Genomic DNA, 26,099 nt, shown 5'->3' on the forward strand with positions numbered 1-26,099 from the left:
TCATATACTGTCCAGCCATGACCACCAAGACGATCGTCATCACAGGCGCCAGCGACGGCATCGGCGCCGCCGCCGCGCGCCGGCTCCACCACGACGGCCATCGCGTGGTGATCGTCGGCCGCTCGCCGCAGAAGACCGACGCCGTCGCGCGCGAGCTGGGCGCCGACCGCTTCGTCGCCGACTTCACGCGGCTTGACGAGGTGCGCACGCTCGCCGCCGAGCTGGACGCCGCCTGCCCCCGCATCGACGTGCTCGCCAACAACGCCGGCGGCGTCTTCGGCGACCGCCGGAAGACCGCCGACGGCTTCGAGCAGACCTTTCAGATCAACCACCTGGCGCCGTTCCTGCTCACGAGACTGCTGCTCGGCAAGCTGATCGCCTCCGACGCGAGCGTGCTGCAGACCTCCAGCGTCGCCGCGCGGATCGCGGCCAGAAGGCTCGACCTCGACGATCTCGACCACGACCGCAGCTACTCGCCGATCCGCGCCTACGGCGCCGCCAAGCTGGAGAACATCCTCTTCACGCGCGAGCTGCACCGCCGTCACCACGCCGACGGCATCTCCGCCGTCGCCTTCCACCCGGGCAACGTCGCGTCGAGCTTCGGCAGCGGCACGACCAGCCGCGTGATGCGCTTCTTCACCCACAACCCGCTCGCCCGCATGGCGCTGATCACGCCCGAGAAGGGCGCCGACCAGCTCGTCTGGCTGGCCGCGGGCAGCGCGGGCGCCGACTGGCAGCCCGGCCTCTACTACGAGAAGCGCAAGCCGGCCAAGCGCGTCAACAGACAGGCCTACGACGCCGAGCTGGCGACCGCGCTGTGGGAGCGCTCGGAGCAGCTGCTCGCGCGCTAGTCGCCGGCCGGCGCCGGCTCGGCGTCGGAGCCCGCGGCCGTCGCGGCCGCCAGCCTGGCCATCCGCTCGGTCGAGCGCGGCTTGGCGTAGGCGAAGAAGATCACGAGGCCGATCAGCAGCCAGACGGCGAGGCGGATCCAGGTCGTGACCGGCAGCAGCGCGATCAGCAGCGCGGCCGAGATCATCCCGGCCGGCGCGACGACGTTGACCGCCGGCACGCGGAAGGGGCGCTCGAGGTCGGGCCGGCGGCGGCGCAGCACGAGCACGGCGCCGGAGACGATCACGAACGACAGCAGCGTGCCGATCGAGACGAGGTTGGTGAGCACGTCGATCGGCGTGAAGCCGGCGCAGAGGCCGCCGGCGACCGCGCACACGAGCGTCGCCGTCCCGGGCGTTCTGAAGCGGCCGACGGCGCCGAGCCGGTCGGGCAGCATCCCGTCGGAGGCCATCCGCATGAAGATCCGCGTCTGGCCGTAGAAGGTCACCAGCACGGTCGCGGCGAGGCCGATCACGGCCGCGATCGAGACCGCGCTCTCCAGCCAGCCGAGCGACGGCCCGGCGGCGCGCACCGCCTCCGCGATCGGGTCGGCGACGTCGAGCCGGTGGTAGTCGACCATGCCGGTCATCACGATCCCGATCAGCACGTACAGCAACGTCGAGACGCCGACCGTCGCCATCAGCCCGATCGGGATCGTCCGCTGCGGTCTGCGCGCCTCCGCGGCGGCCGTCGAGACGGCGTCGAAGCCGACGTAGGCGAAGAAGACGACGCCGGCCGCGCGCAGCACGCCGGTGATGCCGAAGTCGCCGAAGTGGCCCGTGTTGTCGGGGATGAACGGCTCCCAGTTGGACTTCGTCACGTAGAAGATCCCGAAGCCGACGAACAGCACCAGCACGCTCAGCTTCAGCGCGACCATCCAGTTGTTCGCCTTCGCCGACTCGCGCGTGCCGGCCCACAGCAGGCCGCAGGTCAGCAGCACGATCAGGATCGCCGGCAGGTTGATCACGCCGCCGTCGTCCTGGAACGGCGCGTTCGTCAGCGAGTGCGGCAGCGTGATGCCGATCGACTGCAGCATCGCGTCGAAGTAGCCCGACCAGCCGACCGCGACCGTCGAGGCCGCGAACAGGTATTCGAGCAGCAGGTCCCAGCCGATGAACCAGGCGAGGAAGATCCCGAAGGTCGCGTAGGCGTAGGAGTAGGTCGAGCCGGCGGCCGGGATCATCGCCGCCATCTCGGCGTAGCAGAGGGCGGTCACGGCGGCCGCGAGGCCGGCCAGCAGGAACGAGAAGACGACCGCCGGCCCGGCGTACTGCGCGGCGGCGGCGCCGGTCGTGACGAAGATGCCGGCGCCGACGACCGAGGCGATCCCGAGCGCGGTCAGCGAGCCGGCGCCCATCGCGCCGCTGTTGAGGCGGCTGCGGTCGCGCTTGGCCTGCGCGACGATCGCGTCGAGGTGGTCGGGTTGGGGCATCTCTGAAGACTCCGATCGACCGCAGGCGCCCGCACTTGACCAGCGCAGTCCGCCTGCAGCGGTTTCGCCCCGGAATCCTGCCAGCGAAGGCGGCGGCGCTTGACGCCGTCCGATCCGGCGAGGAGCATCACCCCGCTATGGGCGCCACGGACGAGACCTCAGACGCGCGGCCGGCGAGCGGCGCCGCCTTCGAAGACGCCGAGCGCGAGCGCCGGCTGGCGAAGCTCGACGCGCTGCGAGAGCGCGGGATCGAGCCCTACCCGGTCCGCTTCGACCGCGACGCGACCGCCGCCGAGCTGCACGGCCGCCACGGCGCGCTGGCGGCCGGCGAGCGCGCCGGCCGCACGGTCAAGCTGGCCGGTCGCGTGATGGCGCTGCGCCGCCACGGCGGGCTCGACTTCGCCGACCTGATGGACGAGACCGGCACGATCCAGCTGCTGGCCGAGCGCGACCGCATCGGCGAGGCCGCGCTGGCTGACTTCGCCGCGCTCGACCTCGGCGACTGGGTCGGCGTCAGCGGCGAGCTGATCGCCTCGCAGACCGGCGAGCTGACGGTCGAGCTGGCCTCCTTCGAGCTGCTGTCGAAGGCGCTGCGGCCGCTGCCCGACCTGCGCCACGGCCTCACCGACCCGGAGGCGCGCTATCGCCGCCGCTACGTCGACCTCGTCGTCAACCAGAGAGCGCGCGACGTCTTCCGCGCCCGCTCGATCGCGATCTCCGCCGTCCGCAAGGTGCTGCTCGACCGCGGCTTCCGCGAGGTCGAGACACCGGTCCTGCTGAGCCAGGCCGGCGGCGCCTCGGCGAAGCCGTTCCTGACGCATCACAACGCGCTCGACATCGAGATGAGCCTGCGGATCGCGCTGGAGCTGCCGTTGAAGCGGCTGCTCGTCGGCGGGATGGACCGCGTCTTCGAGATCGGCCGCGTCTTCCGCAACGAGGGGCTCGACACTCGCCACAACCCCGAGTTCACGCTGCTGGAGGCGTACCAGAGCTTCGGCGACTACAGAGACATGATGGAGCTGACGGAGACGCTCGTCTCCGAGGCGGCGCTCGCCGCCAACGGCACCACGATCGTCAGAGTCGGCGAGCGCGAGGTCGACCTCAGACCGCCCTTCCGCCGCGCCTCGATGATCGATCTGATCAAGGAGTACGGCGGCGTCGACATGCATCCGTCGATGCCGGTGCAGGAGGCGCGCGCGATCGCCGACAGATTCGGCGTCGAGTGGCTGGAGGTGTGGGGCTCGGGCAAGATCCTCTCCGAGGTCTGCGACGAGCTGTCGGAGGCGCATCTGATCGAGCCGACCTTCGTGATGGACCATCCGAAGGAGATCTCGCCGCTGGCGCGCACGCACCGCGACGACCCGCTGCTGACCGAGCGCTTCGAGCTGGTCGTCGCCGGGCGCGAGCTGGCGAACGCCTACTCCGAGCTGAACGACCCCGTCGACCAGGCCGAGCGGTTCGCCTACGAGGCGCGCCAGCAGGCCGGCGGCGACGAGGAGGCCGAGCCGGTCGACGACGACTACGTGCAGGCGCTGGAGTACGGCCTGCCGCCGACCGGCGGCCTCGGGATCGGGATCGACCGCCTGATCATGCTGATCACCGGCGTCGAGTCGATCCGCGACGTGATCCTCTTCCCCACGCTGCGCCCGCAGGAGGGCGGCGGCCAGCACGCGCCCGCGACGGCGACCGCGCCCGACTCGCTCGCGCTGCACGCGATCGGCGCGCCGCTGGCCGACAACGTCGACACCGACGGCGACGGGATCCCCGACGCGCCGCGCGCGCCGGCACCGGCGCCGGTCCCGGTCACGCGCCGGCCGCGCTCGCTCAAGCCGCTCGCCTGGCTGACCGCCTTCGTCGGCCTGCTGTCGTTGCTGCCGTCGCTGCCGCTGGCCGACTGGTCGTTCGGGATCGGCGAGCTGCTGGAGCGGCCCGGCCGCGCCACCACCTTCGTCATCTCGGTCGTGCTCGGCGTCGCGCTGATCGCGGTCGCGCGGCAGATCGCGCGCGGCAAGCGGCGCGCCTGGTGGATCGCGATCGGCCTCTTCGGCGCCGCGACGATCGTGCACGTGCTGAAGGGGCCGGACCCGGTCGCCGCGCTCGCGAATCTCGCGATGCTGCTCGCGTTCGTCTGGTACCGCCACGACTTCGAGGCGAAGGGCGACCCCGGCTCGTTCGTCGACGCGCTCGCCTTCATCCCGCTCTACGTCGGCGCGGTGCTCGTCTTCGGCGTCGTCTCGCTGCTGACGCAGGCCAACAACGTCACGCCCCACCTCGGCGCGGGCGGCGTGCTGCGGACGATCTTCGGCGGCCTCGTCGGCGCCAGCGGCCCGTACACCTTCCACCGCGACCTGTTCGAGGACTTCTTCGCCGACGCGCTGCTGGCGCTCGGCATCGCCGGCCTCGCGATCCTGCTCTACCTGCTGTTCCGGCCGCTCGTTCAGCGCACGCCGCCGGACGCAGGCGAGCGCGAGCGGGCGCAGGCGATCGTGCGCGAGTGGGGCTCGGACACGCTCGCCTACTTCGCGCTGCGGCGCGACAAGAGCTACTTCTTCTCGCGCGACGGCCGCTCGCTGATCGCCTACGCCTACGTGCGCGGCTACGCGATGGTCGCCGCCGACCCGATCGGCCCGCCGCGCGAGCGCGCGCGCGTGCTCGACGAGTTCCTCGCCCACTGCCACGAGCAGGGCTGGGGCGTCGCCTTCCTCGCCGTGCGCGAAGCAGACGCGCCTTTGTATCGGGAGCGCGGCATGCACGCGATCTACCTCGGCGACGAGGCGATCCTGCGCTGCGACACCTTCACGCTGGAGGGCAAGGCGATGAAGCCGGTGCGCGAGGCGGTCAACCGCGTCGGGCGCGACCACACGTTCGAGCTGCTGCGCGAGGACAGAGCGTCGCCCGAGCTGGTCGCGCAGCTGAACGCGATCTCGGCCGAGTGGCGCAGAGGCTCCGGCGAGCGCGGCTTCACGATGGAGCTGGGCGAGGACGTCAAGGGCGACGATCCCGACTTCGTGATCGCGCTGGCGCGCGACAGATCGGGCGCGCCGGCCGGCTTCCTCCGCTTCGTGCCGGCCTACGGCGCCGACCCCGGCTACTCGCTCGACCTGATGCGGCGCAGACTCGGCTCCGCCAACGGCCTGACCGAGTACCTGATCGCCAACGCCGCGCTGCAGCTCGGCCCGCAGGGCGTCAGACGGCTGTCGCTCAACTTCGCCGCCTGGGGCCGGCTGCTGGACTCGGCCGAGGACGCCGGCTGGCTCGGCCGCTTCGAGCAGAGGGTCGCCAAGGGCCTCAACCCCTACTTCCAGATCCAGTCGCTGCGCGACTTCAACGCCAAGTTCGGCCCGCAGTGGCTGCCGCGCTCGATCGTGATCGACGACGTCGGCGAGCTGCCGAAGGTCGCGCTGCTGTACGCGAGCGTCGAGGGCTTCCTCGACCTGCCGCTGGTCGGGCGGCTGTTCGTGCCGCCGGTGCGGGCGGCCGTCGCGGCGGGCGATGACCCGCCGGCCGGCGCCACCGCAACTTAAGATCTGAGTACGGGGTTGATGGGGCGTCCCTCGACTTGGAGGCAGCCCCGAAATGCCCCGACGCCCTTTTGCTTTCGCCGCAGCGCTCGTTGCGATCGTGCCGGCGATCGCTTTGCCGAGCGCCGCCTCAGCGGCCACGATCACCGGCAGCGACCGCGGCGAGCGGTTGCTCGGCACGAGCCAGCCAGACGTGATCAGCGCCCTCGCAGGCCGTGACCGCGTGATGGGCCGTGCCGGCGACGACCAGATCGACGGCGGTGCCGGCGCCGACGTGCTGCGCGGCAACCTCGGCAACGACACGATCTTCGGCGGTCTCGGCGCCGACCTGATCACCGGCAACGGCGGCGACGACGTGCTCGACGGCGGCCTCGGCCGCGACGCCGTCTTCGGCGGGCCGGGCAACGACACGATCAGAGGCGGCGACGTCGGGCCGGGCGCCGGTGCCTCCGCCGCGCACCGCGGCTTCCGCCCGCGCGGCTGGTTCTGGTTCGGCGGCGACCGCCTCCACGGCGGCAAGGGCAACGACACGATCAGCGGCGGCAACGGCCGCGACTTCATCTCCGGCGGCTTCGACGACGACACGATCACGGGCGGCGCCGGGGCCGACCGCATCATGGCCAACCAGGGCGTCGACACGGTCGACGGCGGCGACGGCAACGACGACCTGTGGGCGCTGTCGCGCAAGGACGTCACCGGCCCCGGCGACCCGGTCGGCGACACGCTGATCGGCGGTGCCGGCAACGACACGTTCCACACCTACGACGGCGAGGTCGACAAGATCACCTGCGGCGACGGCGACGACCGCGTGATCGCCGACGTCTACGACGTGATCACCGACGCCACGCCGGAGAACCCGAACGGCTCCTGCGAGCGCGTCACGCGGACCGTGCCCGAGTCCGACTCGCAGGAGAGCGCGACCGAGGCGCCGTCGGAGGACGGCGCCGAGCACGTCTGACGTTCAGCAGTTCCCCGTTCTGAAGCGGAGGTCCCAGGAGACGCCGGCGCGGGGCGCGCCGGCGTCGGGCCGGACGGTCGCCACGGCGGTGCTGATGCCGCCGCAGTCGTCGCCCGCGCCGCCGGCGTTGACGACGTCGAGCGTGCGCGCCGCGGCCGCCGCGGAGCCGGGCCAGCGGCCGACGATCACGCGCGTGCCGACCGTCCGCAGCGGCTGTTGGAGCCCGGCGCCGTTGCCGCCGCGCGCGCCGACCGTCCGCGGCCCGCGCTGCTGCGCCGGGACCGCCGCGACCATCGTGCCCTTCGCGGTCACCCAGGCGGCCATGTAGGAGGCGGCGGCGAGCGCGGTCACGCGGCCGTCGTCGAGGTCGCCGCCGGGGACCGGCGCGGCGTTGGAGAAGGTCGCGGCGCCGGTGCCGACGTCGACGCTGGTGAGGCGGTCGCGGATGCGTCTGCCGCTGCCGCTGCGGATCGTCCAGGTCGCCCAGCGGCCGTCGAAGGCGACCTGCGAGCCGCGGCCCCACGCGCCCAGCTTGCGCGTCACGGTGTCGCCGTCCTTGAAGAAGGCGGTGCAGCCCCACAGCGCCCCGTCTCTGAGGAACACGGCTCCTCTCCACGCCCGCTGCAGCTCCTGGCCCTGCTGGGGGCAGGTGGCGGCGGAGGCGCTGCCCGCGGTGACGGCGGTGACGGCGGTGAAGGACAAGGCAATGGCAAGAACTCGCATCGCAGCAGCCTTGCCAGCGCCGCCGACGCGCCAAACACCGGCACGTGTAACGCCGGCGCCGCCCCGCGCAATGAAGCCGCTGATGTCACCCTCTCCAACCATGACCAGCGACGCCGCGCTGCTGGCGCGGGCGCGCAGCGATCCGGACGCCTTCCGCGAGCTGTACGAACGCTACGCGCGGCCGCTGCACGACTGGTTCGTGCGCCGCACCCGCTCCGAGCAGGCGGCGCTCGACCTGACCGCCGAGACGTTCGCGCAGGCGTGGCTCGTGCGCGCCCGCTTCCGCGACGAGGCCGGCGGCTCGGCCGCACCGTGGCTGTACGGGATCGCCCGCAACGTGCTGCTGATGTCGATTCGCCGCGGCGCGCTGGAGCGCCGCGCGACCGAGCGGCTCGGCCTGCGCGAGCGGCTCGACGCGCCCGGCGGCGCGACCGTCCGCCCCGACGAGTCGTGGGCCGACGGCGCCGACGAGCTGCTCGACACGCTCCCGCCGGCCCAGCGCGAGGCGGTCCGCCTGCGCGTCCTCGACGGGCTCGACTACGACGCCGTCGCCGGCTCGCTCGGCACCAGCAGCGGCACCGCGCGCGTGCGCGTCCACCGCGGCCTCGCCGCGCTCCGCTCCACCCTCTCTTCGACCTCCAAGGAGTCGCGATGACCGCGCCCGACCCGATCGACGCCCGTCTCGCCCGCCTCGGCGACGACCTCCACGCCGCGACCGCGGCGGACCTCGCCGCCCACGGCGCCCCCGCCGCGAGCCGCGCGCCCGCCGACCTCGCGTCCGCCACGTCCGACGCCGGCCGCCCGGCCCGCCGCTCCCCCGCCCGCCGCCGCGCCGTGATCGCGAGCGTGCTCGCCGGCGCGATCGCGATCCCAGGCGTCGCGCTGGCCGCGAACGCGCTCTTCTCCTCCGGCGAGGCGGCCCGCTCGCTGCCGCAGGGCACGCTCGCGCTCGCCGGCACCGACCCGACCTGCACGGTCGTGCGCGAGGGGGTCGAGTTCGACTGCACGCTCGCGCGCGCGCCGCAGGGCGAGCTGGCGCCGGGCGCCTGGAAGGGCACCGTCGAGCCGGCGGTCGGCGACGACAGAACGGTCGTCGGCGGCTGCCGCTCGCAGAACGCGAACGGCACCCGCTGGACCTGCTGGATCGGCAGAGAGGCCGTGCGCAACAGAACGATCAGCGACGAGTTCCTCGGCACCGAGGTCGCGGGACCGGGCGCCGGGTGACACGACCGCGCGGCGCGCCCGGGGCGCGCCGCGCGGGGACGTCCCTCTGCAGCGCGGGTATGGTCGATGCATGCCCTCCTCCTGGCCCGCGCTGCCGCCCTTCGAGGCGTGGGGCGCGACGATCGACACCGTCCACGCCCACACGCAGGTGCTCGGCAAGCTCGCGGTCGCGCTCGCGCCGCCGCAGCCGCAGTTCCAGCACGTCGCGCTGCACCTGACCGCACGCGGCTGGGAGACGGCGCTGCTGCCGGCGCCCGACGGCTCCGGCGCGCTCGTCGCCGCGCTCGACCTGCGCAACCACGAGGCGGTCGCCGAGCACACCGACGGCCGCGCCGTGCGCGTCCCGCTCGGCCCCGACCGCCCCGTCGGCGAGGTCACGCGCGAGCTGCTGGAGGGGATCCGCGGCCTCGCCGGTGACGTGCGGATCGACCCGACGCCGCAGGAGGTGACGTGGACGGTCCCGCTCGACGCGGACGACGAGCACCGCACCTACGACCCGGCGCACGTCGCGACCCACTTCGCCGCGGCGACGCGGGTCGCGCTCGCGCTGGCCGAGTTCCGCGCCCCGTTCCGCGGCCGGCAGACGCCGGTCAACGCCTGGTGGGGCTCGTTCGACCTCGCGGTCAACCTCTTCTCCGGCCAGCCGGCCGCGCCGCCCTCCGACGACTACCTGATGCGCAACGCGATGGACAGCCAGGAGGTCGCGATCGGCTGGTGGCCGGGCGACGCGAGATACCCGAGAGCGGCGTTCTACGCCTACGCCCACCCCGCTCCCCCCGGGTTCGAGAACGGCGAGCTGGAGCCGACCCCGGCGCGCTGGGAGCCGGCCCTCGGCGAGTACCTGCTCGACTGGGAGGACGTCGTCGCCTCCGACGATCCGCACGCCTGCGTGCTCGCCTTCGCCCGCTCCGCCCTGCGCCACTCCTGCTCCGTCTGCGACTGGGATCCGAGCCTGCTCGCGAGCGCCGAGGGCAGCCCGCCGCCGATCCGCTGACGGATGCCCGGCGCCGCCGACCTGCAGCGGTTCGTCGATGCGCAGGAGGCCGGCGGCGTCTACGAGCGCGCGCTCGCGGAGCTGCGCGCGGGGCGCAAGACGAGTCACTGGATGTGGTTCGTCTTCCCGCAGCTGGCCGGGCTCGGCCGCAGCGAGATGGCGCAGCGGTACGCGATCGGCTCGCTGGAGGAGGCGCGCGCGTACCTGCTGCACCCGCTGCTCGGCCCGCGGCTGCGGGAGTGTTGCGCGGCGCTGCTGAGCGGCGCCGGAGCGGCCGGCTCGGAGCAGGTGCTGGGCGCGATCGACGCGCTCAAGCTGCGCTCCTCGATGACGCTGTTCGCCCGCGCCGACCCGGCCGAAGAGCTGTTTGCGCGCCTGTTGGAGCGCTTCAACGGCGGCCTGCCGGACCCGGCGACGGTCGCGTTGCTGGCGGGGTGATCACCCTCACAATCGCGGCAGCGATCGGTCCGTACCTTCGTACGTACCACCACAGTCGCAACCGAAGAAAGCCCCCCACCATGAAGCTGTTTGCCAACGCGCTGCTGAACGCGCTCACCCCCTTCAAGCCGGCGCCGTACCACCTCCACGCCAATGAGACCGGCACGTACGTCTGCGAGAACCCGCACTGCTCCTCGCCGGCGGCGTTCTACCGCCACGACGGCGAGTAGGCCACAAGCGTCTCTGCCCGCGGCGCCCGTGTCCCCAACGCCGCGGGCAGAGCCGATCTGACGGGCGCCGCCCGGCGCCCTCCCCTCCCCGACGCGGCGCCGGCGCACCTCATCCGCGGCGCCGCTCGCCCCTCCCCATGCGCGGCGCCGGCTCCCGGCGCCGCCCTTCGTTGCGCCCCTCGCCCCTCCCCATGCGCGGCTCCGGCTCCCGGCGCCGCTCGCCGTTGCGGCGCTAGGGTGAGCCCGTGTCCTCCCCCGAGATCCGCGCCTCTGACGCCGAGCGCGAGCAGACGATCGAGCGCCTGCGCCTCGCCGCCGGCGAGGGTCGTCTGACGCTGGAGGAGCTGGCCGACCGCGTCGAATCGGTCGCCGGCTCACGCACCCGCGCGGAGCTGGAGCAGGCGACGATCGACCTGCCGCCGGCCGACGCCGCGCTCGTCGGCACGACCGCACCCGGCGCCGCCGCGCCCGCCTCCGTCCCCGCCGGCCCGCTCACCGGCAACAGCTCGGTCTTCGGCGACCTGAAGCGCTCCGGACCGTGGCAGCTGCCGGCCCGCAGCGGTTGGAGCACCGTCTTCGGCGACGTCGTGCTCGACCTGCGCGAGGCGCGCGTCCCCGCGGGCGAGATCGCGATCGACGCGCGCAGCGTCTTCGGCGACATCGAGCTGCTCGTGCCCGAGGGCGTGCTGGTCGACCTGCGCGGCCGCGCCTTCTTCGGCGACGTCAAGCAGCAGGCCGGCCTCGACGCCGCCGCCGGCGCCCCGCGCATCGTGCTGACCGGCTCGACCGTCTTCGGCGACGTCAGAGTCCGCGCCAGACGCCTCCGCGAACGCCTCGCCGCGCGTCTCCGCGGCGGCGGCTCCTCCTAGCCCGAGCAAGCGCCGCCGCGCGTCCGCCGGCCCGCCGCGCGCCCGCCCGCCGTCGCAGTCCGCCCGGCGCGGCCCGCGCGCCCGGCGGCGCCCTACCCCAGCAGCTCGTCGAGCAGCGCGGCCTCGGCCCGCAGCGCCTGCGCCCGCTCGGCCTCGCCGACGCGGTCGTAGTCGTCGGCGGCGGCGCGGCGCTCGTCAGCCTCCGCCCGCACGACCGCCCGCGCACCCTCCTCGTCAAGCGTCGCGCGCGGCACCTCGCCCGCCCCGAGCCCGCCGACGGTCCCCGCGATCCGCTCATGCTCGACCTCGGCCAGCCCCGCCCCGGCGGGATCGACCGCCTCCGCGTTGTCGAGCGCCGCCAGCGCCGACCGCAGCGTCGCCGTAGCCGCCCGATCGCGCTCCTTCATCGCCGTCTTCAGCGCCGCTCTCAGCCGCGCCCGCACACCCTCGTCGTCCATGCGACGCAGCGTAGTTCAGCCGCCGGCGCGCGCGTCCAGCGCCGCCGCGAGCGCGTCGAAGCGCGGGACGCCGAGGCCGCTGGCGAGGTCGTAGCCGGGCGCGGCGGTGTGGCCGGGCACCTTCGCGAGGTAGCGGTTGTCGCCGCTGACGATGTCGAACAGCGGCGCGGTGGCACCGGCGCGGGCGAGCGCGTAGACGAGCCCGTTGACCGGGCCCAGCGGCGCGCGACCGGCGGCCCGCTCGCGGGCGCTCAGGGCGGCGAAGGCGCCGGCCAGCAGCGGCGCGGAGGCGCTCGTGCCGCCGTCCTGCACCCAGTTGGTCGAGATGCTGACCGGCCAGCCCGGCAGCATCGAGGCGTGCGCGGCGAGGTCGGGCACGGCGCGACGGGCGCCCGCGACGGCGGTCAGGCCGCGCTGGTACGCGGGCCGCGGCGAGACCGCCGACAGCCCACCGCCGCCCGCGCCGCCGCCGTCGTCGCTGGAGAGCCACGGCAGGTCGTTCCAGACGACCTCGTCGACGCGCGCGTTGGCGGCGTCGAGCACGAGCCGCGTGCCGCCGACCGCGGTCAGGTACGGCGACGAGCCGGGCCAGGCGACGCCGGCGAACGGCTGCCCGTTGCAGGTCGAGCCGAAGTCGCCGGCGGAGGCGAACGCGGACACGCCCGCGAGCCCGAGCCGCACCAGCACGCTGTCCATCAGCTCCGCCCCGGCGCGCGCGACGGCCGGCGCGCCGGCAGCGCGGATCTGCCGCTCGCACTGGCCGTAGGAGATCGACAGCGCGTCCGGCAGACCGGGCGCGTCGAGCACCGCGACGGGCGCGAGGAACCACAGCTCGGCGGCGAGCCACGCCTGCGCGAAGGTGACCGACGCGAGCCCCGGCGCCATCCCGCGCGCGAGCGCGAGGTCCTCCTGCGGCTCCAGCGTCCCGCGCCCGAACGGTCTGCTCTGCCCGTCGGTCAGCAGCGTGCGCGTGCGCAGGGACGGCAGCCCGAAGCAGCGCGCGCCGATCGCGACGTCCTGCGCCGCGATCCCCTCGCCGACGTTGACGATCGCGACCCGCCCGCCGCGGCCGGGCGCGGCCCCGAGCGCGTCGAGCCCGTAGGCGGTGCGGACCTGGCCGAAGGCGTAGGCGCCGGTCGCCTGCGCCTGTCTGCAGCCGCCGGTCCAGCTGCCGGCGTTGGCGGGCGCGGGAGATCTCGTCGCGCTCGCGCGCGCCGCGGCGCCCGCGCCGCCGCGAGCCGATGCCCGCGTGGCGGAACGCGCGCCGCCGCCGCTCGCCCGCGCCGCGGCGCCGGGCGTTCTCCGCTGCGAGCGCGTGTAGGAGCCGACGATCTCGCGGATCCACGGCCGCAGGTCGCGCGCGGGGCGGGGCGCGGCGCCGCCGGCGACCGTCCAGCCGAATGAGAGCGTGTCGTTGTCGTAGGCGTGGACGATCCGCACGCCGAAGGCCCGCTCGAGCCGCGGCACCGGCGCGGTGAGGCGCGCGAACAGCCGCGAACGGTCGACGCCGACGCGCAGCCCGTGCCGCCGCGCCGCCCGCCGCAGCCCCGCGACCGTCGCCGCCGTCGCCCCGTACCGCCGCGCGACCGCCCCCGCGCCGTCGAACCGCCGATAGCGCTGCGAGGCCGGATCGGAGACCGCCGTGAACGCCGCCCGCGCGGCCGCCTCCGGCCGTCTCAACCCGACGTAGAAGGAGATCGTGTGCGGTCTGGTGGCGATCGCCGGCGCGGCGCCGACCAGCAGCGCGCAGCAGGCGAGGGCGATGATCCGGCGCATACGGGCAGCCTACGCGCCCGCGCGCCGCGCTCGGCTACTCGCAGGCGATCCCGTCATGGTCGGCGTCGAGCCGGTACGGGTCGCTGCCGACCACGCGGAAGGGGCCGCTGACGTAGTAGGGCCCGTTGCCGCTGCCGCCCGCGCAGTCGTAGTCGCTCGCGTTCGGCTTCAGACAGCGGCCGCGGTAGTTCGGGTGGCAGCGCCGCTTCGCAGCGCCCGCCTCCGGTCCGCGCGCCGCCCGCGCGTCGGCCGCATGTCCGCCGCCCGCAGCGCCCGCGCCGCTCGCGCCGGCGCCGAGCGCAATCAGCCCTGCCGCCGCGACGCCGACGAGTCCTGTCGTGAAGATCCGCATGACCGCTCCTTGGTCGTTGAGGGGGCGAGGAACCGTAAACGACCGACTGACCACGATGCGCCGATTACTGGATCGACCATCCGCGCAGCCGGGGCGCGGTAGCCTCCGCCCCATGGCGACGGCGGAAGAGGCGTTCGCGACGGTGGCGAAGGAGCTGCTGCGCGAGCCCGGCACGACGGCGGGGACTGGCTTCGGCTCCAGCCCCGGCGTGAGAGTCGGCGGCAAGATCGCCGCGATGCTCGTCGGCGGCAGACTGGTCGTGAAGCTGCCGGCCGAGCGCTGCCAGGAGCTGATCGCCGGCGGCGCCGAGCCGCTCTCGATGGGCAGCCGCACGATGCGTGAGTGGGTCTCGCTCGGCCCCGAGCGCGAGCCCGAGTGGCTCCCGCTCGCGCGCGAGGCGCTCGCCTTCGTCCGTTCGCGCTGAACGCCGCCGGCGGCCGCTCCCCCACCTTGACGCCGCCGCGCCCGCCCGCCCCGGCGCGCACTCGCACCCCACCGCTCAGTTTCCGCGCGGTCGCCGGTCTGTACCAGCATGCGAGGCGATACGGCGGTTGTCCCCACCCTCATCCACCGGCCCTCCGGCTGGTCGCGGCGGCCCGCGGCGGCGAGGCTGCATGGCATGCCCGCCGCCCCTGCCATCAGCGCGATCGAGGCCCCGCCGCGTCCGTTCGAGCGCAGCAGGATGGTGCGCGGCGGGCTGAAGGTCGGCGCGCTGATCGCGCTGCTCGGCCTCGTCGCCGCGTTCGCTCCCGGGCTCGGCGAGGTGCGCAACCGGCTCGCGCACGCCGACCCCACCTGGGTCGCGGCCGCGGTCGCGCTGCAGGTGCTGTCGTGCGGCTCGTACGTGCTGCTGTTCCGCCCGCTGTTCAAGCAGGCCCGCGACCGCACGCTGAGCTGGGCGACGACGCAGCGGGTCGCCTGGTCGGCGCTCGCGATCGGCTCGATCGTCCCCGCCAGCGGCGCCGCCGGGCTCGCCTACGGCGGCTGGGCGCTGGCGCGCGAGGGAGTCGAGACGGAGACGGTCGCGCGCCGCTCGGTCGCGTTCTTCCTGATCAAGGGCTCGGTCAACTTCGTCGCCGTCGCGCTGCTCGGCAGCGTGATGGCGCTCGGCCTCGTCGGCCCGCCGGTCTCGCTCTGGCTGACCGCCTTCCCGGCCGCGCTCTCCGTCGCCGCGATCGCGGCCGTCGTGCTGCTGACCCGCCTCGGCGAGGGCGACGCCGACGCGACAGGCAAGCTCCCGCGCGCCCGCCGCACGCTCGTCGCCGGCACGCGCGAGGCGATCGCGATCGTCGCCCGCCGCGACCCGCTCGTGATCGCCGGCGCGCTCGGCTACTGGATCTTCGACAACGCCGTCCTGTGGGCGGCCTTCCACGCCTTCGGCGCGCACGTCGACGTCAGCGTGATCCTGCTCGGCTACCTCGTCGGCCAGCTCGGCGGCCTGCTGCCGATTCCCGGTGGCGTCGGCGGCATCGACCTCGGCCTGATCGGGATGCTGGTCGCGTTCGGCGCGCCGGCCGCCGCGACCGCCGCCGCCGTGCTCGTCTACCGCGTGATCCTCTTCTGGATCCCGCTGCTGGGCGGCGCCGTCGCGCTCGGCACCACGCGCGGCGCACGCACCCGCACCCGCCCCGCGGCGCACCCCGCCTACGCGACCGCCAGCACTCCCGCCAGCTCCCGCCGCGAGCCGATCCCGAGCTTGCGGTAGGAGGCGCTGAGGTGGACCTCGACCGTCTTCGGGGTGACGAACAGCCGCTGCGCGATATCGCGGTTGGTGAGCCCGTCGGCGGCCAGCTCGGTGGCGCGCCGCTTGTCGCGCGCGATCACCGGGCGGCGATCAGCGCCGCCGCCCGAACGTGAAGTAGGCGAGCGGCCCGACGAAGTTGACGAAGCTCGCCGCGGTCCACAGCTTCTTGCTGCCGCGGACCTGCTCGGCCGGGCGGCGCCGCAGGTCGAGCAGCGCCGCGGCGCTGAGGCTCAGCTGGACGATGCCGGCCGCGACGAGCCCGCCGCGCTGCCGGCCCGACAGCTCGCTCCATCTGCGCTTTCCGTTCGGCCGCGGCATCTGCCAGACGAGTCTACGCCTGCGCCGGCTGCTGCGAGATCCAGCGCGTGATCGCCTTCGAGTGGATCAGCGCCGTGCCGTCGTCGAGCACGAGCGCGGGCAGCTTCGTGTCGCCGGTCGCCGCGCGCACGTTCTCGCGCGAGCCCTTGCGCAGGAACGGGATCGGGTTGCCCTTGGCGGCGACCACTCTCTCGTAGGCGATCCCCTTCTCCCGCAGGGCCTTCTGCACTCTGGCGCAGGGGTGGAACTGCGCTCCTCTGTCGTCGCCGTGGCAGACGTAGAGCGTCGGCATCGCGTCCTCCCTCTCGATTCGGATCTCGTGAGGCTGGGACCGGCGCGGACTGCGAAACTCATCACGGCGTTCGACCGCCGTCCGCTTCCGACCGGATTCCAGGGGGTACCCGTGAGCAAGCTCGTCATCACGTCTGTCGCGATTGCGCTGTCTGCGGTCACCGCCGCCGTCGCCGCACCCGCCGCTTCGGCCGCCCGCCTGGCGACGCCGGAGGAGCGCGCCGCGATCGTCGCGACCGACGGCCGTCCCGCCGCCTGCCTCACCGTGACGGTGTCGACCGTCCAGGACGGCTGGGCGCTGATCTCCGACGTTGACAGCGCTGCCTGCGCGTCGGAGGGCCGCCCCTCGATCGTCACCTTCACCGACGGCGCCTGGAAGGTCTTCTACAGCGGCGAGGATCTGCCCGACGCCTCCTGCGACGACATCGCCGTCCCGCGTGCAGTCGGCGAGGACCTGGAGGCCTGCGACCCGGTCGACCTGCCGCCGGCCAGCGCGGAGCCGGTCCCACAACCGCAGCCGCGGCCGGCGCCGCGCCTGCGCAACTGCGGCAACTTCGACGGCAGCCGCTGGACCAGCCTGCAGATACAGGGTGCTGGCATCTTCGGCGTGACCGCACGCCGGACCGACTGCCGTTTCGCACGCTGGCTGTCGCTCCACGCCTTCGACAGCCTCAGGAAATCGCCCGGCCGAGGCGGTCGCTGGCGCGTGCGCGCGTGGACCTGCCGCCTGGTCGACAGCGGCTACGAGTACGGCTCGATACGGTGCCGCGCGTCGGGCGACCGGATGGTCGCCTGGGAGTCGGGCGCCTGATCGCGGCGCCCGCCCGCCGTCACCCCTGCGCCCGCACGAAGCTCGGCTGGATCTCGATCTCGCTTGTGAGCGAGTTGGCGATGAAGCACTCCCGATGCGCCACCTCGACCAAGTGCAGCAGCCGTGTGTCTCTCGGGATCACACCCCGGATCGTGATCCGCGGCCGCAGCACGATCCGCGCCACCCGCATCGGCCGCAGGTCCTCCGGCATCTCCCCCAGCGCCCGGTCCTCATAGCCGACGACGTCGACCCGCGCCCGCGCCGCGACGGCGAGAAAGCTCAGCAACTGGCAGGAAGAAGCGGCCAGCACCAGCAGCTGCTCCGGGTTCAGCCGCGCCGGATCGCCGCGGAAGCTGGGGTCCGAGGAGAGCCCCAGCTCCCCCGCCACCGGCTCCGCGCTCACCTCGTGCGCCCGCTCGTATCCGTCGTACCCGACGCCCGTCGATCCCTGCCACCGCGTGGTGGTCGCATAGGTGTGCACTCTGCCCATACCGTCCAGAGACGGTAGCCCCCGCGCCGAACGGCCGTATACTCGACAAGGTTGCGGGGCGTGGCGCAGCCTGGTAGCGCGCTCGCTTTGGGAGCGAGAGGTCCCGGGTTCGAATCCCGGCGCCCCGACTAGACGGATCCCCTGTAGTACCGGCGTTTGCGGGCGTTTTTCGGGCCTCAAGGTTCCAAGAGGCGCGTTTTGGGGTGCGCGGCGGGGGGCGGGAGGTGGTCTCAGATTTGTGGGGTGGTCTCGGTCCGTTCGCAGGGCAAGACGGATCTCCGAAGGCTCGCGACGACCGGGACAGGCAGCGCGCAAGGTCTCGACCTGACGACATCGGACAGAATCCTTTCTCTAGCGCTACGGTTCTGGTCGTGATCGACCCTCTCTCGGTGCGCGAGGCAGCGCAGCGGCTCGCCGTCTCGCCGGTCGCGGTCCGCCAGCAGATTGCTGGCGGACGACTGCCCGCGATCAAGCGCGGGCGGGACTGGTGGGTCGATCCGAGAGCGGTGGAGCGCATGCGACGGCTGCCCGCGAGAAGCGGGCGGCCGCTGTCGGCGTCGCTGGCGTGGGCGGTGCTGCTGCTCGCGTCCGGCGACGAGGAGGCCGCGGATCGCGTCGTGCAGCACCCGCGCTACCGGACGCGTGCCCGAGCGTGGCTGCGAGAGCATGCGCTGAGCGAGGCCGCCCCTCGCCTGCGAGCGCGAGCCGTTCTCGAGGACTTCGACGCCCACCCGTCGGAGCTGAGACGGATCGCCGCTCGACCGGACGTGCTGCTCACGGGCGCCTCGGCCGGTGCCGTGGTCCGACTGGTCGGGAAGCCGTCGGCGGTGGAGGTCTATGCGTCAGCCGGTCGGCGCGAGGCGATGATGCAACGACACGCCCTCACCCCCGGCTCCGGGCCGGTGCGCATCCGATGGGTCGCCGACGAGATCTGGAACGCGTTGCGGGCCAACGGAGAGAAACGCGCGCCTCGCTCCGCCGTCTTGCTCGACCTGCTGGAGAGCGACGAGCCGCGTGCGCGTCGCGAGGCGGTCCGGGCGCTGGCGTCGCTCAGAAGCTGATCCGGTTGGCAGTCCACTTGCGGATGTCTAACATCCTCGTTCGCGATGTCTAACATCCCGATCACCTCGACTCAGAGCGCCGACTCTCTCCTTCGCGCCCTCGGCGAGCAGTTGGCGGCGGCCGGCGCTGCCTTTGACGTCGTCGTAGTCGGTGGCTCAGCGCTGCTGGTGCTCGGCCTTGCGTCGCGGGCGACGAAGGACGTCGACGTGCTGGCCGTGCGGACCGGCGGGTCACTTGTCTCGGCCGATCCCCTGCCGCCGGCTTTGGTCGAGGCGAGCGATCGGGTGGCGCGCGATTTCGGCCTGCCGGCGGACTGGCTCAACAGCGGACCCGCGGGCCTGATGGACTTCGGACTGCCGGAGGGTTTCGCCGAACGGGTCGAGGTGCGCGAGTACGGGCCGGCGCTGACGGTTCGGTTCGCCTCGCGCTTCGATCAGATCCACTTCAAGCTCTATGCGGCGGTTGACGCGAGCACGCCCGGCAAGCATGCGGCCGATCTCCGCGAGCTGTCCCCGACCCGCGACGAGCTGATCGCGGCGGCGCGTTGGAGTCTCACGCACGATCCGTCGGACGGCTATCGCGAGATGCTGGAGCGCGCGCTCGAGTACTTCGGAGTCGAGGATGCCGATCTCTCCGCTTAGGAGATCACTCGACGCGGCGCTGCTCGACTTCGCCTGGTCGGAGTGGGCGCAGATGGGCGTGCTCGCGTCGGCGCCGCGCCGGAGTCCGTGGGCTGAGGATCCGGAGGCGCTGGTCGTCTTCACGCTGGAGGTCGCGCGAGACGATCCGCGGCTGTTCGACGAGCTGCTGGACTGGCTGCTGCGCAACGAGCCGCTGGTGAGCGTGCGGCGCCTGCGCAGCTTCGCCGTCGATCCCGAGGACAGACGGCTGGTCGACGGTGCGCTGACGTGGCTCGACGCGCACCGGCCCCGCGCTCGTCTGAGAGGTCGACGGCAGCCGCAGCCGTCCGGCGAGCCGGTGCCGCTGTTCACCGAGAGCGGCTTTCCGATGCGTGAGCCGGATCCGTCGTTCCTCTCGGCAGGGCTCGTGCGACCGCCGGTCGAGCCGAGCGGGAAGTCGCAGGCGCCGGACCTGCGAGCGCCGATCAACTTCGCCTTCCGGCTGCGGCAGGTGCTCGGGCTCGGCGCGCGGGCCGAGGTCGTCCGCCTGCTGCTGACGAGTGCGGCGCCGAGCATGAGCACGGCCGATCTCGGGGCCGGTGCCGGCTATGCGCGGCGCAACGTGCTGGATGCGGTCGGAGCGCTGCAGGAGGGCGGAGTCGTCCCAGCCGTCCGCGGCGCCGGTGGTCAGCGGTTCGCGATCGATCGCGGCGCGTGGGCCGCGCTGCTCGGGCTCGACGCGGAGCAGCTTCCCGAGGCGCGCGCGTGGTCGCAGTTGCTCGGTGCGCTGGTGCGAGTCCGGCGGTGGCTGCGCGACGTCGAGAGCGAGGAGCTGTCGGACTACATGCGAGCGAGCCGGGCGCGGGACCTGTTGGAGACGATCGCGCCGCCGCTGTCGATCGCGGGCGTCGAGGTCGCAGTCAACCCTGGGGTCGAGCTTGCTTGGCCGGAGGTTGAGCGGACCGTGGCGTCCGCGCTGGGCGCGCTCGGCGGCAGCGGTCCGGCTCTTCAGCCGGCCCGAAGACGCCCGCAGGCCAAGCGCTCCGCCGGCGCCGTCGAGCGGCTGGGCCGGTAACCGGCGAGCTTGCCGATCGCTCGTACCTGATCGGCAGGGTGCGAGCTGCTCCGATCGCCAGTGGCACCGGCGGTTGGGGGTGGTGCGGGCGCGCCTGACTCTTCTCCCTGGATCGAAGTGCCGAGAGTGTTGTCGTGGATAGGAGTGGTGTCGCGTCGAAGCCCGCTGGCATGCGCGGATCGGCGAATGCTCGCTCGTAGCCGCCCCTTGCACCATCGCTGTCGCCGCTCGGCACCGGTCACGGGGCCCGGGATGGAGAGGCGCCGGCCGGGCGGCGTGTCCCCGCGCTGGCTCGCTCCCCGCTCGTGACCGTTCTCGCCAGTCTGTCTGTCGACGGCGGCGCGGTCCATTGGGTCCGCGCTCGGGGCTAGGCTGCGCCGAGGATGGCCTACGACGAGGAGCTGGCGAGCCGCCTGCGCGCCCTCCTCAGCGGGCTGGACGGGATCTCTGAGCGGCGGATGTTCGGCGGGCTGTCGTTCCTGTGGAACGGCAACCTCGTCTGCGGCGTGTTGGGCGACACCCTGGTGGTGCGACTGGGCGAGGCGCAAGCGAGCGCCGCGTTGGCCGATCCGCACGTGCGCCTGATGGACCTTCAGAGACGGGCGTCGAGAGGCACGGTCTACGTCGACCCGCTGGGTGCGCGGATGATGCCGCGCTGCGCGGCTGGGTCGAGCGTGCGCTCGGCTTCGTCGCAACGCTGCCGTCGAAACCCGTTGGCAGAGCGGCAAGCGGTAGGGAGGCGGTGGCGACCGCGGCGTAGCGCGGCCCGCGTGACGCCGGCCGCTACGGCGATCTCCCAGGGAGTGGTCGTGCGACACGCCGGAAGGTAAGGTGAAGCCGTGCCACTCGTCGTGCGAGCCGCATCGCTCATCGCCCTGTCCGCGCTCGTGCTTGCGGCTTCAGCGACCTCCCCTGCGCACGCTAGTGGCAGAGCACGGAGTTGCAGACCTCCAGACACATCGACTTTCTTCGGTGTCGATCGCGGTAAGCGGATCGTTCTTCGCGGCGACGCGTACGCCTGTCGTGATGCGCGACGGTTCGCCCGGTCTTTCGCCCGGTCGTGCGGTGATAGGCGGAGAAGCTCGGGGGACTGCTCCGGGACGTACAGTGCCCCGCGCGGTCAGGCGCAGTGCATAGAGCAGATCGTCGGGCCTCCCGGCTCTGGCGGCTATGCGCGGGAGAGATGCCGCATCGAGATCCGCGGCGGCGGCGCGGTGGGGATCACGTTCTACGCTGCGTTTGGCCTCTAGACGTATCCGGCACTCGGGCGAGGCGTCTTACGGCGGCGCCCGCCGTCACAGGTTCACCTTGGATTTGGGACTGCTTCGGCGCCTCTAGATGTAGTTCCTGAGGGGGTTGTTCATCCGGGCCTCCTTGGAGGCTGGTGGTTCTCGAGGCCGCCAGACCGCCAAGGAGGAGCACCGGACGAGGTTGCACGCTAACGCGCCGCTCGGCCCGAAGGAGCGACGCACGATGGTCAGGCGGGTGGTCGAGCTGGGGTGGCTGCTTGCGGAGGCCGCGTTAGCGGCCGGAGTGAGCGGCCGTACCTGCTCGAAATGGCTGGCGCGCTATCGGGCCGAGGGGCCTGGCGGACTGGTCGATCGGTCCTCGGCAGCGAGCCGGGTCGCTAACCGCACCAGCGAGGAGACGGTCCAGGCGATCGCTGCGTTGCGACGGGTCCGGTTCACCGGCCCGGAGATCGCCGAGCTGCTCGACAAGCCGTTGTCGACGATCTCGGGAACCGACGCCGCCGGCCGCCGGCGCCGCCAGACCGGCTGGGAATTCGTGCACGTCGCGATCGACGACCACAGCCGCCTCGCCTACGCAGAGGTCCTGCCCGACGAGAAAGCGACCACCGCGATCGCGTTCCTCAGACGCGCGATCCGCTTCTACCGCCGCTACGGCATCACCGTTCAGCGGCTGATCACCGACAACGGCTCCGCCTACCGCTCAACGATCCACCAGATCGCCTGCCACACGCTCGGCATCCGCCACCTCCGCACCCGCCCCTACCGGCCCAGACCAACGGCAAAGCCGAACGCTTCATCCGCACCCTCCAAACCAGCTGGGCCTACGGCGCGATCTACGCATCAAGCACCGACCGCACCGCACACCTTGACGGCTGGCTCCACCACTACAACCATCACCGACGACACTCAGCCCTCGGCCACAAACCACCCATCACCCGAACGAACAACCCGCTCGGGACCTACAGCTAGCGCGGCAGATCGTGAGAAGGACTCTCGCAGCCTGACTCGAGCATCGCTCAAGCACTCGAGCGGCCGGGAGGCCCGGCGACTGCGGGCGCGGGAGGCGTCTCGCACGTACTCGATCGTCATACGGCGGAGACGCCCGCTGCGTGATCTCCTGCCAGACCGAAGCGAGGGGCGGGCCTCCTCTGGTGAGCAGTCCGTCACCGTGCGTGAGAACGGCGGCGCGGGTCAACTCGGCGGGCTCAGCTGCCGATTCAGGAGCGGAACGAACACGACACAGGAGGAGCAGAGCAGATGCGCAACAGATCGCTTCGCGTCGCGGCCGGACTCGCGGGCCTCGGCATCGCCGGCGCCGCGCTGGCGCCGGCCGCGCAGGCGGCGCCGAGATGCCAGTCGGTCCTGCCCGCGGTGGCGAAGGAGAACGCCGCCGCCGGCCGGCTCGTGAGAAGGCTGATCTCGACCACCGCCTTCACGCCGGTCGAGCGGACCGTCACGCCGAAGATCACCAGAACCGTCGGGTTCGTCGGCTATGGCTCGATCGTCGTGCCCGCTCCGCGCGGCACGACGCCGGTCGTGGGCAGCTTCCGTCTGAGAGGCGCCGACCGCTGCGCGATCACGATCACGGCGGCGCAGGTCGTGCTGCGGCGCAACGCCTACGTGATCGACTTCATCGCCCCCGGCGAGCAGGGCGACCCAGGCCGCGTGACGGTCACGCTGATCTCCGTCTGAGGTCGCGCGGGGCGCGGCCCCGACGGCGCGCGCGATCGCTCCCTGACCAATCAAACGACAGTCGGTCAGGTGACCTCGCCGCGCGTGTCGAGACGCACCCGCTGAGCGGTTCGCGCGGCGCGCGCTTCAGACGCGACCGGTCGGCGGCTCAGCCGCCGACCGGTCCGCGTTGAATGCCAGAGCGGACCGGTGCAGCCGCTGCGGCGGCACGCGGGGAGCCTGCATGAGCCTCATCCCGCCAACCGCAGCAACGAAAACGCCCCGGCCCGCCTCCCGGGCGACCGGGGCGCCTCGCGCGTACTCAGAAGCGAGGAGAAGGGAACTCTCTCGCACCAGCAATGCGCCGAGCGATCCCCGCTGGATCACCGCGCGCGGATCGGTGGACGTTTGTACGAACGCGTTCGCACGGCAGTCGCGCAGGAGCACTCCGCGCTTCCCAGCGCCGCCACGATCTGGCGCGTTTACGATATGCACCTATGGCTTTTCCCGACACGTCTCCGCGGCGGATCGCGCGCGGCCTCGTCCTCTCGCTGACGGGCGCGACGCTGCTCGCCGCGCTCCCCGCCGGGGCGCAGGCCGACTACCAGCGGCTCTTCCCCGCGTCCGGCGGGACCGGCTGCTATGACGCCGCCTCGAACGCCGGCAGCCGCCTCGTCGTCCCCAACGGCGTCACGGCGATCGACGTCGAGGCGAAGGGCGGCGACGGCGACGGCGATCCCTTCGCCTGGCCGTCTCCGACGGTCGGTCAGGGCGCCGCGGTCGATGCCCGCGTCGCGGTCATCGGGATCGGCACGCTGTACCTCTGCATCGACGCCGACCGCCAGCAGGGCGGTGGCGGCTTCACCGCCGTCAGCGCCGCGCCCACGGTGAGCGAGTCGAGCCTGCTCGTGCTGGCGGCCGGCGGCGGCGGAGCCGGCTTCAACCGCGAGATCAAGGGCGGCGACGCCGGCGGGATCGCGGACGGGATCGCGCAGAATGCCCAGGACGGCGCGATCGACGGTCGCTACGCGGGCGTGCGGCCGGGGAGAGGCGCGACAGGCGGCGCCGTCCCGGCCGACGGCAGCGGCGGCACGAACGACGAGGGCCCGCTGCTCTCCGGGGCCGGCGGCTCGTTCCTGCTCGGCGGCGCCGGCGGCGACGGCGGCGGCCGCATCGGCGGGGCCGGCGGAGCCGGCTTCCGCAGCGGCGGCGGCGGCGCCGGCACGAGACCCGTGAGCCCCGGCGGCGGCAGAGGGGGCTCGGGCGGCAGCGGCTCGCTCCCGCTCTCCGGCGGCGGTGGAGGCGGCACCAGCTACTGCGCCCCGGCTCCCGCGGTGAGCGACTGCGACGGCGCGCCGTCCACATCCGAGGCGGGCCTGCGGCTGCGGATCCCCGAGGTCACGACCTCGACCGGGCTGACCGCGGAGCCGGCCGTCCCGGCGCCGGGCGACGCGGTGACCTTCAGAGCGGTCGTCGCGCCCGCGCCGTCGTGGGGCACGGTGCGCTTCGCGGACAGCGCGGGAGCGATCGCCGGCTGCGCGGCCGTCATCGTCGTGGACGGTGCGGCGACCTGTGAGGCGACGGCATCGTCGGGCGTGCGCGTGATCACCGCGACCTACCTCGACGGCGGCAGCTCGAACGACGACACGCTGCTCTACCGGTCGTCGTCGGACACGCGGTCGCTGCAGGCCGTCCCGCCCGCGGCTGGCCCGCAGCCGGAGCCGAAGGTGGATCCGCCGCTGCAGCCCCAGCCGGAGCCCAGGCAGGACGGCACGCCGAGAGCGGAGCCGAGACAGGGCGACCGGCCGTCCGCGACGGGAAGAGCCGGCCCGCGCGGCGCCACGCTCGCTCCCGGCAGAACCGTCGTGACCGTGCGCGAGGGGGGCGGCGCGGCCAGCGCCAGGGTTCCGCTCGCCTGTCCGGCCGGCGCGCCTTGCCGATCCGCCGGCACGCTGGTCGCCCGCATCGGCGCGCCGGGCGCGGAAAAGCGCGGAGACAGGGCGGCGCAGCGGCTGCTCGCGCGCTTCTCCGAGGTGCGCATCGCAGCCGGCAGATCGCGGCAGCTGAGCGTGCGGCTTCCGCGCGCGTTCGTCCGCGCCGCACGTCGCGCCGGCCTGAAGACGGTCGTCGCGACGCTGACGGTGACGACGCGCTTCGACGCCGGCAGACCGGTGACCGAGCGCCGGCGCGTGACGCTGCGGCTGCCCCCTGCCGGCCGGACGTGACCGAGCCGCCCGCCGATGTGCCCGATCCCCCGTTCGACCGCGACGAGCGCGCGACCGCCGTCGCGCGCCTGACCGGCGATCGCGCGATCCCGCTCGACCGGCACACCGTCGCGCCGCTCGGCGGGGCGGGCACGGCGGGGCGACCGGCGGGCTCTGGCGCGTCACGGCGGAGGAGGGAGCGCGGCGTCCCTGGTCGCTCGTGGTCAAGCGCGTCGGTCTCCGCGCGCCGCGCTGCCTGCTCGTCGCCGAGCGCGCCGACGACCGCGCGGCGCTGTGGCTCGACCGTCGTCCTCTCGCTCTGCGGCCTGAGCGCCAGCGCCCTCGGCTACGAGCGTCCGGCCGGCGGCAGATGGGCCTTCGCCAACTCCTTCGACGACAGGCAAGCTGCTGCTGCTGTTCGACCAGACCGGCAGGGTGCTGAGCAGCGGCAAGATCGAGCTGCCCGGCGGCTGCCGCATCAGCTTCAACGCGCGCAAGGGCGGCGTCGGCGCGTCGGCGGGGTCTTTCGCGCGACCGCGCTGTGCGCCGGCGGACCGGTCGCGGCGCGCACGCAGGAGAGCGCCTCCGGCGAGCGGCAGAGCGGGCTGGCCGCTGACCTTCGCGACGGCCGATGGCAAGCCGGCCGTCGCGGCCACCGCGGTCGCGCTCGGCATCACCTGCGCGGCGCCGCGCTGAGGGC

General features: G+C 73.7%; 28 protein-coding genes, 1 tRNA gene and 1 pseudogene. 21 read left to right on the forward strand and 9 right to left on the reverse strand.

Annotated elements, in window-relative coordinates:
- Positions 1–17 precede the first annotated feature (17 nt).
- Positions 18–851 carry an SDR family NAD(P)-dependent oxidoreductase gene (locus Q7L73_RS13555; RefSeq protein WP_304694204.1) on the forward strand — a complete coding sequence of 278 codons (834 nt, stop codon included), beginning with the start codon at positions 18–20 and terminating at the stop codon, positions 849–851.
- On the opposite strand, the gene Q7L73_RS13560 is transcribed toward Q7L73_RS13555, so the two are convergent.
- Positions 848–2,320 carry an amino acid permease gene (locus tag Q7L73_RS13560; protein ID WP_304694203.1) on the reverse strand — a complete coding sequence of 491 codons (1,473 nt, stop codon included), beginning with the start codon at positions 2,318–2,320 and terminating at the stop codon, positions 848–850. The genes Q7L73_RS13555 and Q7L73_RS13560 overlap by 4 nt on opposite strands.
- A gap of 137 nt (positions 2,321–2,457) precedes the next feature.
- Here Q7L73_RS13560 and lysS point away from each other — a divergent pair, with 137 nt between their 5' ends.
- Together lysS and Q7L73_RS13570 are read left to right on the forward strand one after the other, a co-directional pair.
- On the forward strand, positions 2,458–5,844 hold the full coding sequence (lysS, locus tag Q7L73_RS13565) for a lysine--tRNA ligase (protein ID WP_304694201.1): 3,387 nt from the start codon (positions 2,458–2,460) through the stop codon (positions 5,842–5,844).
- A gap of 97 nt (positions 5,845–5,941) precedes the next feature.
- Positions 5,942–6,799, forward strand: a complete 858-nt coding sequence (locus Q7L73_RS13570) for a calcium-binding protein (RefSeq protein WP_304694199.1) — start codon at positions 5,942–5,944, stop codon at positions 6,797–6,799.
- Between the two features lie 3 nt (positions 6,800–6,802).
- Here the strand turns inward: Q7L73_RS13570 and Q7L73_RS13575 are convergent, their stop codons facing one another.
- Positions 6,803–7,501, reverse strand: a complete 699-nt coding sequence (locus Q7L73_RS13575; RefSeq protein ID WP_304694198.1) for a hypothetical protein — start codon at positions 7,499–7,501, stop codon at positions 6,803–6,805.
- Between the two features lie 121 nt (positions 7,502–7,622).
- Here Q7L73_RS13575 and Q7L73_RS13580 point away from each other — a divergent pair, with 121 nt between their 5' ends.
- From Q7L73_RS13580 to Q7L73_RS13605, 6 genes are all read left to right on the forward strand, one after another.
- The gene (locus Q7L73_RS13580) at positions 7,623–8,177 is read left to right on the forward strand and encodes an RNA polymerase sigma factor (RefSeq protein WP_304694197.1); all 555 of its coding nucleotides are present in this window, start codon (positions 7,623–7,625) and stop codon (positions 8,175–8,177) included.
- On the forward strand, positions 8,174–8,746 hold the full coding sequence (locus Q7L73_RS13585; RefSeq protein WP_304694195.1) for a hypothetical protein: 573 nt from the start codon (positions 8,174–8,176) through the stop codon (positions 8,744–8,746). Before Q7L73_RS13580 ends, Q7L73_RS13585 begins: the two co-directional genes overlap by 4 nt.
- Before the next feature lie 70 nt (positions 8,747–8,816).
- The gene (locus tag Q7L73_RS13590; protein WP_304694193.1) at positions 8,817–9,740 is read left to right on the forward strand and encodes a DUF5996 family protein; all 924 of its coding nucleotides are present in this window, start codon (positions 8,817–8,819) and stop codon (positions 9,738–9,740) included.
- Between the two features lie 3 nt (positions 9,741–9,743).
- Positions 9,744–10,178, forward strand: a complete 435-nt coding sequence (locus Q7L73_RS13595; protein WP_304694192.1) for a DUF1810 domain-containing protein — start codon at positions 9,744–9,746, stop codon at positions 10,176–10,178.
- A gap of 80 nt (positions 10,179–10,258) precedes the next feature.
- Positions 10,259–10,408, forward strand: a complete 150-nt coding sequence (locus Q7L73_RS13600; RefSeq protein WP_304694190.1) for a hypothetical protein — start codon at positions 10,259–10,261, stop codon at positions 10,406–10,408.
- Positions 10,409–10,653: 245 nt separating this feature from the next.
- Positions 10,654–11,277 carry a DUF1707 domain-containing protein gene (locus Q7L73_RS13605; protein WP_304694188.1) on the forward strand — a complete coding sequence of 208 codons (624 nt, stop codon included), beginning with the start codon at positions 10,654–10,656 and terminating at the stop codon, positions 11,275–11,277.
- A gap of 92 nt (positions 11,278–11,369) precedes the next feature.
- Here the strand turns inward: Q7L73_RS13605 and Q7L73_RS13610 are convergent, their stop codons facing one another.
- Genes Q7L73_RS13610 through Q7L73_RS13620 form a run of 3 tightly spaced genes read right to left on the reverse strand, consistent with a single transcriptional unit; the run spans position 11,370 to position 13,863 of the window.
- Positions 11,370–11,735: a hypothetical protein gene (locus Q7L73_RS13610; protein WP_304694186.1), complete on the reverse strand. Its 366-nt coding sequence runs from the start codon at positions 11,733–11,735 to the stop codon at positions 11,370–11,372.
- A gap of 15 nt (positions 11,736–11,750) precedes the next feature.
- Positions 11,751–13,511 (reverse strand): protease pro-enzyme activation domain-containing protein, encoded by a 1,761-nt coding sequence (locus Q7L73_RS13615; protein WP_304694184.1) that lies wholly within the window; start codon positions 13,509–13,511, stop codon positions 11,751–11,753.
- 34 nt (positions 13,512–13,545) lie between these two features.
- Positions 13,546–13,863 (reverse strand): excalibur domain-containing protein, encoded by a 318-nt coding sequence (locus tag Q7L73_RS13620; protein WP_304694182.1) that lies wholly within the window; start codon positions 13,861–13,863, stop codon positions 13,546–13,548.
- A 112-nt stretch (positions 13,864–13,975) separates the two neighbouring features.
- On the opposite strand from Q7L73_RS13620, the gene Q7L73_RS13625 reads away from it, so the two are divergent.
- Entirely contained in the window at positions 13,976–14,287 is a 312-nt protein-coding gene (locus tag Q7L73_RS13625) for a hypothetical protein (protein WP_304694180.1), read from the forward strand.
- Positions 14,288–14,482: 195 nt separating this feature from the next.
- A complete protein-coding gene (locus Q7L73_RS13630; RefSeq protein ID WP_304694178.1) occupies positions 14,483–15,568 on the forward strand; it encodes a YbhN family protein in 1,086 nt (361 codons plus the stop codon).
- Here the strand turns inward: Q7L73_RS13630 and Q7L73_RS13635 are convergent.
- From Q7L73_RS13635 to Q7L73_RS13645, 3 genes are read right to left on the reverse strand one after another with little or no spacing between them, the layout of a single operon-like run.
- Complete coding sequence (locus Q7L73_RS13635; RefSeq protein WP_304694176.1) at positions 15,508–15,687, reverse strand: helix-turn-helix transcriptional regulator; 180 nt, start codon at positions 15,685–15,687, stop codon at positions 15,508–15,510. The genes Q7L73_RS13630 and Q7L73_RS13635 overlap by 61 nt on opposite strands.
- A gap of 10 nt (positions 15,688–15,697) precedes the next feature.
- On the reverse strand, positions 15,698–15,925 hold the full coding sequence (locus Q7L73_RS13640; protein WP_304694174.1) for a PLD nuclease N-terminal domain-containing protein: 228 nt from the start codon (positions 15,923–15,925) through the stop codon (positions 15,698–15,700).
- Positions 15,926–15,938: 13 nt separating this feature from the next.
- Positions 15,939–16,217 (reverse strand): glutathione S-transferase N-terminal domain-containing protein, encoded by a 279-nt coding sequence (locus Q7L73_RS13645; RefSeq protein ID WP_304694172.1) that lies wholly within the window; start codon positions 16,215–16,217, stop codon positions 15,939–15,941.
- A gap of 111 nt (positions 16,218–16,328) precedes the next feature.
- Here Q7L73_RS13645 and Q7L73_RS13650 point away from each other — a divergent pair, with 111 nt between their 5' ends.
- Positions 16,329–17,027 carry a hypothetical protein gene (locus Q7L73_RS13650; RefSeq protein ID WP_304694170.1) on the forward strand — a complete coding sequence of 233 codons (699 nt, stop codon included), beginning with the start codon at positions 16,329–16,331 and terminating at the stop codon, positions 17,025–17,027.
- A 19-nt stretch (positions 17,028–17,046) separates the two neighbouring features.
- Here Q7L73_RS13650 and Q7L73_RS13655 read toward each other — a convergent pair whose 3' ends face one another.
- Positions 17,047–17,517, reverse strand: a complete 471-nt coding sequence (locus tag Q7L73_RS13655; RefSeq protein ID WP_304694168.1) for an OsmC family protein — start codon at positions 17,515–17,517, stop codon at positions 17,047–17,049.
- A 54-nt stretch (positions 17,518–17,571) separates the two neighbouring features.
- Between Q7L73_RS13655 and Q7L73_RS13660 the strand changes: the two genes are divergently transcribed.
- From Q7L73_RS13660 to Q7L73_RS13700, 9 genes and pseudogenes are all read left to right on the forward strand, one after another.
- A tRNA-Pro gene (locus tag Q7L73_RS13660) sits at positions 17,572–17,645 on the forward strand.
- Between the two features lie 243 nt (positions 17,646–17,888).
- A complete protein-coding gene (locus Q7L73_RS13665; protein ID WP_304694166.1) occupies positions 17,889–18,578 on the forward strand; it encodes a helix-turn-helix domain-containing protein in 690 nt (229 codons plus the stop codon).
- Positions 18,579–18,623: 45 nt separating this feature from the next.
- A complete protein-coding gene (locus tag Q7L73_RS13670) occupies positions 18,624–19,220 on the forward strand; it encodes a DUF6036 family nucleotidyltransferase (protein WP_304694164.1) in 597 nt (198 codons plus the stop codon).
- Positions 19,201–20,274, forward strand: a complete 1,074-nt coding sequence (locus Q7L73_RS13675) for a hypothetical protein (RefSeq protein WP_304694162.1) — start codon at positions 19,201–19,203, stop codon at positions 20,272–20,274. Before Q7L73_RS13670 ends, Q7L73_RS13675 begins: the two co-directional genes overlap by 20 nt.
- A 383-nt stretch (positions 20,275–20,657) precedes the next feature.
- A complete protein-coding gene (locus Q7L73_RS13680) occupies positions 20,658–21,104 on the forward strand; it encodes a TfoX/Sxy family protein (RefSeq protein ID WP_304694161.1) in 447 nt (148 codons plus the stop codon).
- Positions 21,105–21,747: 643 nt separating this feature from the next.
- Positions 21,748–22,493: pseudogene (locus tag Q7L73_RS13685) on the forward strand (integrase core domain-containing protein).
- Between the two features lie 288 nt (positions 22,494–22,781).
- Positions 22,782–23,216 carry a hypothetical protein gene (locus Q7L73_RS13690; protein WP_304694160.1) on the forward strand — a complete coding sequence of 145 codons (435 nt, stop codon included), beginning with the start codon at positions 22,782–22,784 and terminating at the stop codon, positions 23,214–23,216.
- Positions 23,217–23,692: 476 nt separating this feature from the next.
- Positions 23,693–25,420, forward strand: a complete 1,728-nt coding sequence (locus Q7L73_RS13695; RefSeq protein WP_304694159.1) for a hypothetical protein — start codon at positions 23,693–23,695, stop codon at positions 25,418–25,420.
- A gap of 414 nt (positions 25,421–25,834) precedes the next feature.
- Positions 25,835–26,095 carry a hypothetical protein gene (locus Q7L73_RS13700; protein WP_304694157.1) on the forward strand — a complete coding sequence of 87 codons (261 nt, stop codon included), beginning with the start codon at positions 25,835–25,837 and terminating at the stop codon, positions 26,093–26,095.
- Positions 26,096–26,099: the final 4 nt, after the last annotated feature.

It is taken from the genome of Conexibacter sp. CPCC 205762, from assembly GCF_030646155.1.
In the GTDB taxonomy this organism is placed as follows: Bacteria; Actinomycetota; Thermoleophilia; order Solirubrobacterales; family Solirubrobacteraceae; genus Conexibacter.